Here is a 14,742-nt window from a genome sequence, read left to right on the forward strand (position 1 = left end):
CCTCATGCCGAGGTGCGGAGTGTGCCCTACAAACCCAACGACATAGAAAACCGGAGAAGGATAATGAGAAAACTGACCACAGTTGCAGCCCTGTTAGCCGGCATGACCCTGAGCTCAATGGCATCAGCTGAAACCACACTCGGCTTCACCATCTACAAGTACGACGACAACTTCATGGCCGTTGTTCGCAAGGGGATTGAAAAAGAAGCAGCCCAAGTACCCGACGTCAAACTGCTGATGAACGACTCGCAGAATGACCAATCCAAACAGAATGATCAGATCGACGTCATGCTGGCCAAAGGGGTAAAAGCTCTGGCGATTAACCTCGTCGATCCGGCTGCAGCTCCTGTGGTCATCGAAAAAGTGCGTGCCGATGGTATTCCAATTGTGTTCTACAACAAGGAACCCAGTGCTGCCGACATGGCCAGTTATGACAAGGCCTACTACGTGGGAACCGACTCCAAGGAAGCTGGCATTATTCAGGGTGAGCTGATTGCCAAACAGTGGAAAGCGCATCCGGAATGGGATCTAAACAAGGATGGCACCCTGCAGTTTGTCCTGCTCAAGGGTGAACCAGGCCATCCCGATGCCGAAGCTCGTACCACCTATGTGGTCAAGACCCTGAATGAAAAGGGAGTGAAAACCGAGCAACTGCATATGGACACCGGTATGTGGGATACCGCCATGGCCAAGGACAAGATGGATGCCTGGATCTCCGGTCCGAACGCCAACAAGATTGAGGTCGTCATCGCCAACAACGATGGCATGGCCATGGGCGCGGTGGAATCACTGAAGGCTCAGGGCAAGACCGCTATTCCGGTATTCGGGGTCGATGCACTGGCCGAAGCTCTGGCTCTGGTCAAGAGTGGCGCCATGGCAGGAACCGTGCTGAATGATGCCAGCAACCAAGCCAAGGCAACCTTTGATTTGACCAAAAATCTGGGTGAAGGCAAGGCTGCTGGTGAAGGCACCAAGTGGAACATCGTCAACAAGGTGGTCCGTGTTCCTTATGTCGGCGTCGACAAGGACAACCTGGCGCAGTTCGAATAACCCACCGCACCGGCAAGGAGGGAGACCTCCTTGCCTCTTCTGACCACAAGATGTGATGGCTGATATGACAACACAGCAACAATCAGAATGGCTGTTGGAGATGATTGACGTCAGTAAGAGTTTTCCTGGCGTCAAAGCACTCGATAATGTCAATTTACGGGTCCGTCCTCATTCTGTGCATGCGTTGATGGGTGAGAATGGCGCGGGTAAATCCACGCTGCTCAAGTGCCTGTTCGGCATCTACGAGAAGGATCAGGGCAAGATTTTTTTCCAGGGAAAAGAGGTCAATTTCACCTCGTCCAAGGAGGCATTGGAAAATGGCGTCTCCATGGTGCACCAGGAGTTGAACCTGGTGTTGCAGCGGACCGTCATGGATAACATGTGGCTCGGACGCTATCCCACCAAGGGGATTTTCGTTGACCACAGCAAGATGTACACCGATACCAAGCGCATCTTCGATGAGCTGGATATCGACATCGATCCCCGCGTCAAGGTAGCAACCCTCTCGGTTTCCCAGATGCAGATGATCGAGATCGCCAAGGCGTTCTCCTATGATGCCAAGATTGTCATCATGGATGAGCCCACCTCGTCCCTGACTGAAAAAGAGGTCAACCACCTCTTCAAAATCATCAACAAGCTGAAAAAGAAAGGCTGCGGCATCGTCTATATCTCCCACAAGATGGAAGAGATTTTCCAGCTGTGTGACGAAATCACCATACTGCGCGACGGTCAGTGGATCGCGACCCAACCGCTCGAAGGCATGACCATGGATCAGATCATCGGCATGATGGTCGGCCGTGCATTAACCCAGCGGTTCCCGGAAAAAACCAACCAGCCCAAGGAAGTCATTCTCGAGATTGAACATCTCACAGCCAAGAACCAGCCCTCCATCAAGGACGTCAGTTTCAACCTGCACAAGGGAGAAATCCTCGGTATCGCCGGCCTGGTCGGCGCCAAACGAACCGACATTGTCGAGACCCTGTTCGGTATCCGCGACCGCAGTCAGGGCAGTATCCGCCTTCATGGTCATGAGGTAGAAAACCAGAATGCCCATGAAGCGATTCAAAATGGCTTTGCATTGGTCACCGAAGAGCGACGTTCTACCGGGATCTATGCCCAGCTGGATATTGCCTTCAACTCGTTGATCGCCAACATGGACCAATACAAAACAGGTATGGGTCTGCTGAGCAACAAGAAGATGAAGAGCGACACCCAGTGGGTGATCGACGCCATGCGGGTCAAAACGCCCACCCAGCAGACCAGCATTGGCTCGCTGTCCGGGGGCAATCAGCAAAAGGTCATTATCGGACGCTGGCTGCTGACCCAGCCGGAAATCCTGATGCTCGATGAGCCAACCCGCGGCATCGATGTTGGCGCCAAGTTTGAAATCTACCAACTCATCCTCGAGCTGGCGAAGAAGGACAAGGGCATCATCATCATTTCATCGGAAATGCCTGAATTGCTGGGGATCACAGACCGCATTCTGGTCATGAGCAACGGCCGCGTCGCCGGTATCGTCAACACCAAAGAAACCGACCAGAGCGAGATACTGCGCCTGGCATCTCTGTACCTCTAGACAGGAAGATACATATGGAGTGGGCTAATAAATCCAACCTGATGCGCACCCTCAAGGAGAGTGGCATCTATGCTGTACTGCTGATTTTGTTGCTGATCATAGTGGTCAAGGAACCCTCCTTCCTGAGTCTGACCAATTTCAGTAACATTCTGACCCAATCCTCCGTGCGCATCATCATCGCACTCGGGGTCGCAGGTCTCATCATCACCCAGGGGACCGACTTGTCCGCCGGTCGTCAGGTGGGGCTAGCGGCCTTGATCGCAGCGACCCTGTTGCAGTCGTTGACCAATGTGAACAAGGTATTCCCCAGTCTGGGCGAAGTCCCTATCCCGGCGGTGATCCTCATCGTCTGTGTGGTGGGTGGCCTGATTGGCCTCATCAACGGTCTGATCGTCGCCTATCTGAACGTGACCCCCTTTATTACTACGCTAGGTACCATGATCATCGTCTACGGCATCAACTCGCTGTACTTCGATTATGTCGGTGCCTCTCCGGTAGCCGGGTTTGACCCGCGTTACTCCAGTTTTGCCCAGGGCTTCATCAAGATCGGGGGCTTCAAGCTGTCGTATCTCACCTTCTACGCCGCTGCCGCAGTCGCGTTTGTCTGGGTGCTCTGGAACAAGACCCGCTTCGGCAAAAACATTTTCGCCATTGGTGGGAATCCGGAAGCGGCCAAAGTTTCTGGCGTCAATGTCGCCGTCAATCTGGTTATGATCTACGCGCTGGCCGGGGTGTTTTACGCCTTCGGCGGCATGCTGGAAGCGGGCCGGATCGGCAGTGCGACCAACAACCTCGGCTTCATGTATGAACTCGATGCGATCGCAGCTTGCGTGGTCGGCGGGGTCTCATTTGCCGGTGGTGTGGGTACCGTCGCCGGAGTCGTCACCGGGGTCATCATCTTCACCCTGATCAACTACGGTCTGACCTATATCGGCGTCAGCCCCTATTGGCAGTTCATCATCAAGGGCGCCATCATCATTCTGGCGGTGGCTCTCGACTCGCTGAAATACGCCAAGAAGAAGTAATCCCGAGCCACAACAGGGAGATAGCACCAGGGCCGGTTGATTCCGGCCCTGATTGTTCACAAAGTCGACGGTCACCACAATTTATCTTCCGTGTCCGCCGTCATCTCTGGTTTAGCGGCTATACCTAGAACAAACCAGCCTTTTCTTGTGCAAGAGATTACGTCTATGAAAGTCATGCCGTTCAAAACCAAAATTTATGTTCTATTCTGCTCGGTGATTTTTATCACAGTGCTGACCTCTTATTTCAGCGTCAATTATGTGGTCAGCCATTACATTCGTGACTCGCAAACTGCCAGCATCAACCAACAAATTGCGCTGGTAAAAGACAAGCTGATTGGCGACATTCATCAAAAAATCCTGCTGGCTTCCAACCTGAACTTCGGGGTCACCAACGTCAAGAAAACCCTGGAAGAGACCGGCTTTCACAATATCGTCAAGGTGATTGGCGATATGGCGTTCGACGGCGGTGGCGTCATCGAGGATGCCGCCCGGGTGAACGAACTGCGAGCTCTGATTGGCCCGGCCAACAATCAGGTACAAGTCAGCCCCATACTGTTTGAGAACAAGAAACCGCTGGTACGGATCTTGGTGCCGCGCGGTGCGGACTCGGCCTATTTCTTCTATCTGGACCTGACACCGCTGCAAACGCTATTGCACAAGGCGAGCCAGGGCGGCAGCCATTTTGAGCTCCAGGATAGCGAAGGCACCCTGCTGTTCAGTGAAAAATCGGATGGTCAACTGATCCCGCTGGCACACAAACTGGACGTCAAGGGTAAGACCTGGGTCTTGACCGGTTTTGTGGATGTCGATTACATCCAAGGCATTACCGATCAGCTAAACCGCACCATCACCCTGGCCCTGTTGATAGCCGGCATCCTGATCATGCTGCTGTCGGTCGCCGCAACCCGGGTGGCCTATCGCCCCATCATCTCGCTGCGCGATCTGGTCGCGGAGCTCTCGCAAGGCAATGGCGACCTGACCCGTCGCCTGGTGGTTACCGGACAGGATGATTTGGGACAGATCTCGGCGGGGATCAATCGCTTCATCCAGAGTCTGCAGGAGATGATGCTGGAGGTAGATGGCGCTACCGCCCGTTTGAGCCATGGTATTCAGCAGCTGACGCACCAAACCGAAGCCAACAAGCAGCTGATCGACAGCCATGTGCAGGAAACCGATCTGGCCGTCACCGCTATCACCGAGATGAGCAGTACCGCCAGCTCGGTGGCGGAGAATGCCGCCGCCGCGGCCCGACTGACTCAGGAAACCAACGAACAGGCCAATGCCTCACGGCTGGTGGTGAATACCGCCATTACCAGCGTCACCACCCTGGTAGACGAGGTAGAAGCTACGGCGGGTTCGATACAGACCATGCAACAGGATGCCGAACAGATCAGCTCGGTGCTCGGTGTGATTGGCAGCATCGCCGAACAGACCAACCTATTGGCGTTGAACGCCGCCATCGAGGCAGCGCGGGCGGGTGAACAGGGGCGCGGTTTTGCCGTGGTGGCCGATGAAGTACGAGCGCTGGCCGCCAGAACCCAAAGCAGCACCCGGGAAATCAAGGAGATGCTGGGCAAGCTACAAAGCGGCACTCAGATGGTGGTGCAATCCATCGACAGTACCAAACACAGCTGTCTGCGCACAGCCGATAACACCAGTCTGGTGACGACGGCGCTGGATGAGATGTCGACCCATATTGTCGACATCAACGATCTCAGCACCATGATGGCAACCGCCGCCGAAGAGCAACGGGCCGTGACCGAAGAGATCAGCCGCAATATGAATGCGATCAAGGATGTGATCCACAGCCTGCAGGTCAACGGTGAGGAAACCATTCACAGTACCGCCAGCATGAGTGAGACCTATCGCCAGCTCAGCGATATCGTCAGTCACTTCAAGTTGCGATAAGTAGCGAGATACAGCTCCGCTCCCTGCTAAAAAAGCCGCCGGATATCGAGGCGGCTTTTTTTTATTCCCATCGGTCAGGGCTGACCCAGATTGTGCTGCAAGGAGAAGATCAATGCCTGGACCAGCGCCTCGGCGTCGGCCGCCAAGTCGAACCGTTCATGCTGATTCAGCCAGTTCATGATCAAACCATCCACACTGCAGTGCAATAAAATCGCCGCTCGCTCTACAGAGAGGGTCGAGGGCAATTGACCGCGATGTACTGCATTAGTCAAAGAGCAGCGCATATTCTGCGTATGCTGCTGTATTTCATCCTGGATCAGGGCGCGGATAGCCGTCAGTTCACTATCCGGCAGCATCATCTTGAACATGATACGAAACATCTGCTGATGTGCCGGACACATAGCTACGGTGCGTAACACCTCAATCAGAAAAGTGGTGAATTTACCCAACGGATCCGGCTCATCCACATCGATACTGGCATTTAGCAGGTGGGATAAGGGGGCGCACATCTCATGCCACAAGGCCAGAAACAGCTCCTCCTTGTCCTTGAAATGCCAATAGATGGCACCACGCGTCACCCCCGCCGCGCGGGCAATATCACTCAGGCTCGTCGTCGCCACGCCTTGCTGACAAAACAAGCCCAGCGCCTCCATCATGATGGTGCTGCGCGTCTCTTGTGCTTCTTCTTTCGTTCGCCGAGCCATACCGGATTTCCGCCTGGTTAAATTTGAGTAAAAACCACTTACATACATTCACTTCTGTATGTATATTGCCATAGTCTTGGCGTCCCGCCAATTTCAACGATCACAACTCGAATGATAGATAGTCCGTTAGCAGACAGAGGTTCTGGTTCCTATGCATAAAAATATTCTCGCGAGTTCTATCGGTATTGCCCTGCTGGCAAGTGCCCTGCTGACCGGTTGCGGTGAGGCACAGCAGGCGGCCCCGGGAGCCATGCCCCCTACGGCGGTCGATGTCGTCACCCTGAAATCCTCCCCGCTCCAGCTGACCACCGAGCTCACCGGCCGCACCGCAGCCCGCCGTATCGCGGAAGTGCGTCCCCAGGTCAGTGGCATCATCCTCAAGCGTTACTTTACCGAAGGCAGTGATGTCAAAGCTGGTCAGCTGCTGTACCAGATCGATCCAGCAACCTATGACGCCGCCGTTGACAGCGCCGAAGCCACCTTGGCCAAGGCTCAAGCCAACGAACAAAGTGCGCGCCTGAAGGCGCAACGCTATGCCGAACTGGTCAAGGTCAAGGCGATCAGCAATCAGGATTATGATGATGCCCAGGCCAGTTGGAAGCAGCAGGTTGCCGAGATCGCGGCGGCCAAGGCCACGCTGAAAAGTGCCAAGATCAATCTCGCCTATACCAAGGTCACAGCACCCATCTCCGGCCGTATCGGCAAATCAGCCGTCACCGAAGGTGCCCTGGTCACCGCGCAACAGGCCAGCAGCCTGACCACCATCCAGCAACTCGATCCGCTGTATGTGGATGTCACCCAGTCCACTACAGAGTTGCTGCGACTGAAGCAACAGATTGCGAGCGGTAAGCTGGCTGCAGCCAAAAACGGCGCTGCGACCGTCCAATTCCAGCTGGAGGATGGTAGTGCCTACCCGCACAGCGGTGAATTGCAATTCTCCGATGTCACGGTCGACGAGACCACCGGCATGGTGACACTGCGCGCCCTGGTGCCGAATCCGGACAAGCTGCTGCTGCCCGGTATGTTCATGCGTGCCACGCTGCAACAGGGTGAGCGCCAGGATGGTTTACTGGTGCCACAAGCTGCCGTTGCCCGCACGCCACGGGGTGGCGCCAGCGTGCTGATCGTCGACGCCCAGAACAAGGTGGTGCAACGAGACATCCAGGTCAGCCAGTCCCAACAGGGCCACTGGGTTGTCGAGTCCGGACTCAAAGCCGGTGAACGCGTGATCGTCGCCGGTCTGCAGAAAGTCCGCGCCGGTGCCGAAGTGGCGCCGAAAGAAGCCGCCCCCACCACCCAAGCCACCAAGTAGGATGGAGTAGTCGCCTCATGGCCCGTTTTTTCATAGATAGACCCATATTTGCCTGGGTAATCGCCTTGGTGATCATGCTTGCGGGTGGCTTGTCCATCATGAAGCTGCCGATCGCCCAATATCCAACCATAGCGCCGCCCGCCGTCGGTATTTCCGCCTCCTATCCAGGCGCCTCGGCTAAAACGGTCGAAGACTCCGTCACCCAGGTCATCGAACAGAACATGACCGGCCTGGATCACCTGCTCTACATGTCGGCGCAGAGTGACTCATCCGGGAACGTTTCGATCACGCTGACCTTCATGCCGGGTACCGATCCGGATATCGCCCAGGTTCAGGTGCAGAACAAGCTGCAACAAGCCACCACCCAGTTGCCGCAGATCGTGCAACAGCAAGGGATCAAGGTGCAGAAGACCAGTAGTAGCTTCCTGATGGTGGTCGGCTTCATCTCCACCGATGGCAAGATGGGCAATGACGACTTGGCCGACTACGTGGTCTCCAACATCAAGGAGCCGGTGAGCCGTCTGGATGGCGTCGGCGAAATCCAGCTGTTCGGTAGCCAATACGCCATGCGCGTCTGGCTGGATCCGCACAAGCTCAACAGCTATCAGCTGACCCCTTCCGACATCCAAAGCGCCATCACAGCCCAGAACGCCCAGATCGCCCTCGGCAAACTGGGGGGCACACCAGCGGTCAGCGACCAACAATTTACCGCCACCATCATGGGACAAAGCCGACTCTCCACTCCGGAGCAGTTCGGTAATGTGTTGTTGCGCGTGAAGCAAGACGGCTCCAAGGTCCGGCTCAAGGATGTGGCCCGCATCGAATTGGCTGGTGAGAACTTTGACGCCGAAGCCAGCTATAACGGCCAGGCCACGGCGGCATTCGCGGTCAAGCTGGCCACGGGTGCCAACGCTCTGGATACAGCGGAAAAAATCCGCGCCAAAATTGATGAGCTGAAGCCCTACTTCCCGGACAACATGGAAGTGGTCTACCCGTATGACACCACGCCGTTCGTCAAGATCTCGATTGAAGAAGTCGCGCAGACGCTGTTCGAAGCCATCATTCTGGTGTTCTTCGTCATGTATCTGTTCTTGCAGAACTTCCGCGCGACCCTGATCCCGACCATAGCCGTGCCGGTAGTGTTGCTCGGCACCTTCGGGGTCATGGCAGCCTTCGGCTTCTCCATCAACACCCTGACCATGTTCGGTCTGGTGCTGGCCATCGGTTTGCTGGTGGATGACGCCATAGTCGTGGTGGAAAACGTCGAGCGTCTGATGAGTGAGGAGGATCTCTCCCCACTGGAGGCCACTCGCAAGTCGATGACCCAGATCACTGGCGCCCTGGTGGGTATTGCCCTGGTGTTATCCGCGGTCTTTGTGCCGATGGCGTTCTTCGGCGGCTCCACCGGCGCCATCTACCGCCAATTCTCGCTGACCATAGTCTCGGCCATGGTGTTGTCGGTGCTGGTGGCCTTGATCCTGACACCAGCCCTGTGCGCCACCATTCTCAAGCCGATCAAACACGGTGAATTTGGTGCCAAGCGCGGCTTCTTCGGCTGGTTCAACCGCATGTTCGATAGCAGCGCCAATCGCTATCAGAGCCGGGTTGGCAAAGTTGTTCGTCAAGGGGCTCGCTACAGCATCATCTATGTGGCCATGCTGGCGGTGCTGGCGGTGCTGTTCACTCGTCTGCCGACCTCATTCCTGCCGGAAGAGGATCAGGGGGTCATCATGGCCATGGTGCAACTCCCGGTTGGCGCGACCAAGCAGCGGACCGAGAAAGTACTGGGTCAGATGCGCGATTACTTCCTGCAGAACGAAAAAGACAACGTCGATTCGGTGTTGACAGTTTCCGGTTTCAGCTTCGCCGGCCGCGGTCAGAACAGTGGTATGGCGTTTCTGAAGTTGAAGAGCTGGGATGAGCGCAACACTCCGGATCGCAGTGCGAATGCCATTATCGGCCGCGCCATGGGCTTCTTGTTCAGCATCAAGGAAGCCCAGGTCTTCGCCTTTAACCTGCCGTCGATCCCCGAACTCGGGACTGCCACCGGTTTCGACTTCTACCTGCAGGATCGGGGTGGCGTCGGGCACGAGAAATTGATGGAAGCTCGTAACCAATTGCTGGGCATGGCGGCGCAGAATCCGAATCTGGTGCGGGTGCGTCCGAACGGCATGGAAGACGCGCCCCAGTTTGACGTCAAGATCGATTACGACAAGGCCATGGCTCAGGGCTTGAGCGTCAGCGATATCAACAGCACCCTCTCCACCGCCTGGGGCTCCTCCTACGTCGATGATTTCGTCGATCGGAACCGGGTCAAGAAGGTATACCTGCAGGCGGACGCACCCTACCGGATGAATCCGGAAGATTTGAATCTCTGGTATGTGCGTAACAGCGAAGGGAACATGGTGCCATTCTCGGCCTTCGCCAGCACCGAGTGGAGTTTTGGCTCGCCCCGTCTGGAGCGTTATAACGGCGTTCCGGCGATGGAAATCGTCGGGGAAGCAGCGCCGGGCAAGAGTACCGGTGATGCCATGGCGGCCATCGAGGAGATCGTCAAGCAGCTGCCGGATGGTATCGGTATCGAGTGGACCGGGCTGTCGCTCCAGGAGCGACAAGCAGGCTCGCAGGCACCCGCGCTGTACGCCATCTCGTTGTTGGTGGTGTTCCTGTCACTGGCCGCACTGTATGAAAGCTGGAGCGTTCCTTTCTCCGTCATGCTGGTGGTACCGCTCGGGGTCCTGGGGGCGATTCTTGCCGCCACCATGCGCGGGCTGGAGAACGACGTCTACTTCCAGGTCGGCCTGCTGACCACCATTGGTCTCTCGGCGAAAAACGCCATCCTGATCGTCGAATTTGCCAAGGAGCTCTATGACCACGGCAAGGGGCTGACTGAGTCGGTGATCGAAGCCGCTCGTCTGCGTCTGCGCCCGATCCTGATGACCTCGCTAGCCTTTATCCTCGGCGTCTTGCCGCTGGCCATCAGCACCGGTGCCGGTGCTGGCAGCCGGGTGGCCATCGGCACCGGGGTAATCGGCGGTATGATCAGTGCCACCATTCTGGCGATCTTCTTCGTGCCCTTGTTTTTCGTCCTGATCATGCGTTATTTCACCAAGTACCGACCACGTCATGAACGTGATGCCCTGGCTGTAGAGGAGACTCGCCATGACTAAGTCGTTTCTGGCCATCACCATTGGCTTGTTGCTCGCCGGTTGCTCGATGGCGCCGGACTACCAGAGACCCGAGGTGCCGCAAGGCGCCTCCTGGCAGGTCACCAGCGACGCCAAAACCAATCTGGGTTGGCAACAACAATTCAGTGATCCCACACTGCAGAGCCTGATCCGCACGGCGCTGGAGAACAACCGCGACCTGCGACTGGCAGCCCTGAATGTGCAGAGCTACGAGGCGCAGTACCGCATCCAGCGTGCCGCCCAATTGCCGACCCTGGCGGTTGGCGCCAGTAGCAGCCGCCAGCAAACCTCTGGCGACTTGAATGGCACCGGCGCAGAGCAGATCAGTTCCCAGCACAGCGCCGAGGTGGGGATCACCGCCTACGAGCTGGATCTGTTCGGACGGGTGCAAAGCCTGAAAGATCAGGCTCTGGAAACCTATCTGGCTCAAATCGAAACCCAGCGCAGCACCCAGATCTCCCTGGTGTCCTCGGTAGCATCCGCCTATCTGACCCTGGTGGCCGATCAGGAGTTGCTGACGCTGAGCCAATCCACGCTGGATACCGAGCGGGAAAGCTATCAACTGACCGAGAAGAAGTTCGAGCTCGGTGCCGCCTCCGACATGGAGTTGGCGCAAAGCCGGACCACGCTGGAAAGCGCCCGCGTCAGCACCGCCCAGTACCAGCGCCAGGTGCTACAAGATCGCAATGCTCTGACTTTACTGCTCGGCACCAACCTGCCAGACAGCCTGAACTTGCCCGCCTCGTTGGCGACGGTGCAGTTTGCCCCCATTCCGGTTGGCGCCCCCTCCAGTCTGTTGCAGCAACGACCGGATATTCTGGCCGCCGAGCACAGCCTGAAAGCGGCGAACGCCAATATTGGTGCCGCCAGAGCCGCCTTCTTCCCGACCATTACCCTGACCGCCACTGCGGGCACGGCCAGCAACGAGTTGGGGCATCTGTTTGATGGCGGTACCGGCACCTGGTCATTTATTCCGCAGCTGAATCTACCGTTGTTCGATGGTGGCAAGCGAGTGGCGGACCTGGATGTCGCGGAAGTCAGCGAGAAGCAGGCGGTCGCCACCTACGAGAAGAGCATCCAGACCGCCTTTAAGGAAGTGGCCGATACCCTCGGCACCCAGGAGTACTATCAGCAGCAGTGGGAAGCCCAGCAAGAATTGGTGAAGGCCAACCAACGCTACTTTGAGCTGGCCGAACATCGCTATGCTCAGGGCGTCGATAGCTACCTGACCCGACTGGATGCCCAGCGATCCTTGTTCAGCGCCCAACAGGCGCTGGTATCGACCCGACTGGCACAGCTGAGTAACCAGATCAGTCTGTTCAAGGCAGTCGGCGGTGGCTGGCAAGCCGAGTAACAAGCTCTGTGAATAGGCCAAGGGGCTGTCCAGTGGACAGCCCCTTGCTTTTGGCGGTTCGCTGGTTAAGCCCACGGGGAGCACTCATCAGCAACATCGAGAGGGATAGACCTGTTTTTCGCCCAAAACAAAAACCCCGCCGAAGCGGGGTTTTCTTTGAGATGGTCGGTGATAGAGGATTCGAACCTCTGACCCTCTGGTCCCAAACCAGATGCGCTACCAGACTGCGCTAATCACCGTTTTCTTTTCGTCAGTCGACAATCATCAACTCACGTTTAACTTGGTGCGAAAGGAGGGACTCGAACCCTCACACCCGAAGGCACTAACACCTGAAGCTAGCGCGTCTACCAATTCCGCCACCTTCGCACATAATACTCTTTACACTGAGTGAAGTGGGGTGGCTGATGGGGCTCGAACCCACGACAACAGGAATCACAATCCTGGACTCTACCAACTGAGCTACAGCCACCACTGCTGTCCAACATTTGCATCCCGTAGTGAAAAAATCACTGCGAACACAACATGGTGCGCCCGACAGGATTCGAACCTGTGGCCTCTGCCTCCGGAGGGCAGCGCTCTATCCAGCTGAGCTACGGGCGCTCGTCATTGGAACGGGTGGGAATAGTACGAATCAGGTCCTGGGTTGTCCAGCGTTTTTCAAAAAAAAACTCTGTTCGGCTATTTTTTGATTGAAGCGGGTAAAAATCCAACATTTTTCCTGCGCCCAGCGCTGGATACCCCAGAGATAACGACAGCTTGCGGCTACATTTTAATCGTCAGATGGATTGACTCTATGCCAATCAAATCTAGAATGACGACATGAATGAACGTTCATTCACTGAGTGTGTCCCTAGTCAGCAAGGGCTCACCCATCAACCCAAGGACAGTCGTTATCATGAGTAAGCGTGAACAAATCATGCAAGGCGCTCTGGAACTCTTTATCGAACAAGGGTTTCACGGCACCTCGGTGCAGATGATTGCCGACCGGGTGGGGATAGCGGCAGGTTCTTTGTATCGCTATTTTCAGGGTAAGGATCAGCTGATCCATCAGCTATACCGGATGTCGGTCGAGATGATGGTCGAAAAGTTATTCCACGGGGTGCAGCTGACCGAGGTCAATTTCGACACGTATCGCCGCCTGTGGTTAAACGCCAGTTCAGGTATCCAGAGTCATAATCATGTCATTCTGTTCAAAGATCTTTATGAACGGTCCCCATTTCTAACCGCAGAGGACAAGGTGTGGGCCCAGGCTTGCTGGCAACCGCTGGATGATTTTTATCAATCCGGCATCGACAGTGGCCTGTTTCGTGCTATTCCTACCTGTCTATTGGCCGCATTGAGTCTGGCAACGGTGCAATGCGCCATGCATGAACACAAGTTTTACGATTTTGAATTAACCGATGCACTAAAAGAGCAAATGGCCGCGGCGAGTTGGAAAGCCATCCTGGCCGAACCATTGGACCAACCTGGGAGCAAAGAATGAAAAAGTGGACAGCCGTGATGCTGCTGATCGCCCTGCTGATATTCGGTAGCGTGATTGGCTTCAACCTGTTTAAGAATCACATGATGGCGCAATATTTTGCCAACATGCCAATCCCGACCTTCCCGGTCTCGGTGCAGCCGGTCAAGCCGGTGGACTGGACCCCGACCATAGAGGCGATCGGTTTCGTGGAGCCCAATCAAGGGCTGGATATCAGCAATGAAACCGCAGGCAAGGTCAAGGCCATCAAGTTCGAATCCGGGCAACAGGTTAAGAGTGGCGATCTGCTGATCAATCTGGATGCCTCCGTCGAAGAAGCCAACCTCAAGGCCTCCCAAGGCCGCATGCCCGCCACCAAGGCCAATCTGGACCGGATGCGCAGCCTGTACGCCAAGGGGACCATCTCCAAAGGCAATCTGGATGACGCCGAAGCCGATTACCTGCAACTCGCCGGACAAATCGAATCTCTGCAAGCGACCATAGACCGCATGTATATCCGGGCCCCCTTCTCCGGCCAGGTCGGTATTCGTAACGCCTATCTGGGCCAATATCTGGAAGCCGGTTCGCAAATCGTCCGTCTGGAAGATACCAGCGTCATGAAGATCCGCTTCACCATACCGCAGACCGATATCTCCAAGCTGAAGATCGGCCAAACCCTGCATATCTTCGTCGATGCCTATCCGCAACAGCCGTTCCAGGGCACGGTCAATGCCATCGAGCCAGCCGTCAGCGCCCAGTCCGGTGTGGTTCAGGTACAGGCCTCGATCCCGAATTCCGACAGCCTGCTGCGCTCCGGCATGTTTGCCAAGGTCCAGGTGCAGTTGCCGGTTGAGCCAGCCCAGATTGCGATTCCGCAGACCGCCATCAACTTCACTCTCTACGGCCAGACCGTCTTTGTGGTGACCGAGGGTAAGGATGACAAGGGTCAAGCCCTGGTGGATGCCGAAGGCAAGCCGGTTCTGGTCGCCAAGCAAGTGGTGGTCAAGGTCGGCGAGCGTAAGGAAGAGGTGGCCCATATTCTGGACGGCCTCAAGGCCGGAGATCAGGTGGTCACCGCCGGTCAAGTTCGCCTTTCCAATGACAGCCACGTGAAAATTATTGAAGATTCGCTGCTGAATAAGCCGGATACGACCCCGATGCTGTAA

Annotated in this window: 10 protein-coding genes and 4 tRNA genes; 9 read left to right on the forward strand and 5 right to left on the reverse strand. The window is 56.1% G+C overall.

Annotated elements, in window-relative coordinates:
* The first annotated feature begins 63 nt into the window (after positions 1-63).
* The 4 genes from mglB to ACZYUB_RS12155 all read left to right on the forward strand — a co-directional run bounded on the left by mglB (position 64) and on the right by ACZYUB_RS12155 (position 5,559).
* Entirely contained in the window at positions 64-1,050 is a 987-nt protein-coding gene (gene mglB, locus ACZYUB_RS12140) for a galactose/glucose ABC transporter substrate-binding protein MglB (protein WP_463948235.1), read from the forward strand.
* Positions 1,051-1,105: 55 nt separating this feature from the next.
* Positions 1,106-2,626: a galactose/methyl galactoside ABC transporter ATP-binding protein MglA gene (gene mglA / locus ACZYUB_RS12145; RefSeq protein ID WP_463948237.1), complete on the forward strand. Its 1,521-nt coding sequence runs from the start codon at positions 1,106-1,108 to the stop codon at positions 2,624-2,626.
* A gap of 14 nt (positions 2,627-2,640) precedes the next feature.
* On the forward strand, positions 2,641-3,651 hold the full coding sequence (mglC, locus tag ACZYUB_RS12150) for a galactose/methyl galactoside ABC transporter permease MglC (RefSeq protein WP_463948239.1): 1,011 nt from the start codon (positions 2,641-2,643) through the stop codon (positions 3,649-3,651).
* 174 nt (positions 3,652-3,825) lie between these two features.
* Positions 3,826-5,559: a methyl-accepting chemotaxis protein gene (locus tag ACZYUB_RS12155; protein WP_463948295.1), complete on the forward strand. Its 1,734-nt coding sequence runs from the start codon at positions 3,826-3,828 to the stop codon at positions 5,557-5,559.
* A 74-nt stretch (positions 5,560-5,633) separates the two neighbouring features.
* Here ACZYUB_RS12155 and ACZYUB_RS12160 read toward each other — a convergent pair whose 3' ends face one another.
* Positions 5,634-6,263, reverse strand: coding sequence for a TetR family transcriptional regulator (locus tag ACZYUB_RS12160; protein ID WP_463948240.1), 630 nt, complete (start codon positions 6,261-6,263; stop codon positions 5,634-5,636).
* Positions 6,264-6,414: 151 nt separating this feature from the next.
* On the opposite strand from ACZYUB_RS12160, the gene ACZYUB_RS12165 reads away from it, so the two are divergent.
* Genes ACZYUB_RS12165 through ACZYUB_RS12175 form a run of 3 tightly spaced genes read left to right on the forward strand, consistent with a single transcriptional unit; the run spans position 6,415 to position 12,117 of the window.
* The gene (locus ACZYUB_RS12165; RefSeq protein ID WP_463948242.1) at positions 6,415-7,575 is read left to right on the forward strand and encodes an efflux RND transporter periplasmic adaptor subunit; all 1,161 of its coding nucleotides are present in this window, start codon (positions 6,415-6,417) and stop codon (positions 7,573-7,575) included.
* Between the two features lie 17 nt (positions 7,576-7,592).
* A complete protein-coding gene (locus ACZYUB_RS12170) occupies positions 7,593-10,745 on the forward strand; it encodes an efflux RND transporter permease subunit (RefSeq protein ID WP_463948243.1) in 3,153 nt (1,050 codons plus the stop codon).
* Positions 10,738-12,117: an efflux transporter outer membrane subunit gene (locus ACZYUB_RS12175; protein WP_463948245.1), complete on the forward strand. Its 1,380-nt coding sequence runs from the start codon at positions 10,738-10,740 to the stop codon at positions 12,115-12,117. The genes ACZYUB_RS12170 and ACZYUB_RS12175 overlap by 8 nt, the downstream gene beginning before the upstream one ends.
* Positions 12,118-12,279: 162 nt before the next feature.
* Here ACZYUB_RS12175 and ACZYUB_RS12180 read toward each other — a convergent pair.
* The 4 genes from ACZYUB_RS12180 to ACZYUB_RS12195 all read right to left on the reverse strand — a co-directional run bounded on the left by ACZYUB_RS12180 (position 12,280) and on the right by ACZYUB_RS12195 (position 12,717).
* A tRNA-Pro gene (locus ACZYUB_RS12180) sits at positions 12,280-12,356 on the reverse strand.
* 42 nt (positions 12,357-12,398) lie between these two features.
* Positions 12,399-12,483, reverse strand: a tRNA-Leu gene (locus ACZYUB_RS12185).
* Positions 12,484-12,510: 27 nt separating this feature from the next.
* Positions 12,511-12,586, reverse strand: a tRNA-His gene (locus ACZYUB_RS12190).
* Between the two features lie 54 nt (positions 12,587-12,640).
* Positions 12,641-12,717 (reverse strand) — tRNA-Arg (locus ACZYUB_RS12195).
* A gap of 295 nt (positions 12,718-13,012) precedes the next feature.
* Here ACZYUB_RS12195 and ACZYUB_RS12200 point away from each other — a divergent pair.
* The gene (locus tag ACZYUB_RS12200; protein ID WP_463948247.1) at positions 13,013-13,600 is read left to right on the forward strand and encodes a TetR/AcrR family transcriptional regulator; all 588 of its coding nucleotides are present in this window, start codon (positions 13,013-13,015) and stop codon (positions 13,598-13,600) included.
* On the forward strand, positions 13,597-14,742 hold the full coding sequence (locus tag ACZYUB_RS12205; protein ID WP_463948249.1) for an efflux RND transporter periplasmic adaptor subunit: 1,146 nt from the start codon (positions 13,597-13,599) through the stop codon (positions 14,740-14,742). The genes ACZYUB_RS12200 and ACZYUB_RS12205 overlap by 4 nt, the downstream gene beginning before the upstream one ends.

It is taken from the genome of Pseudaeromonas sp. HNCC25DJ182, assembly GCF_055413365.1.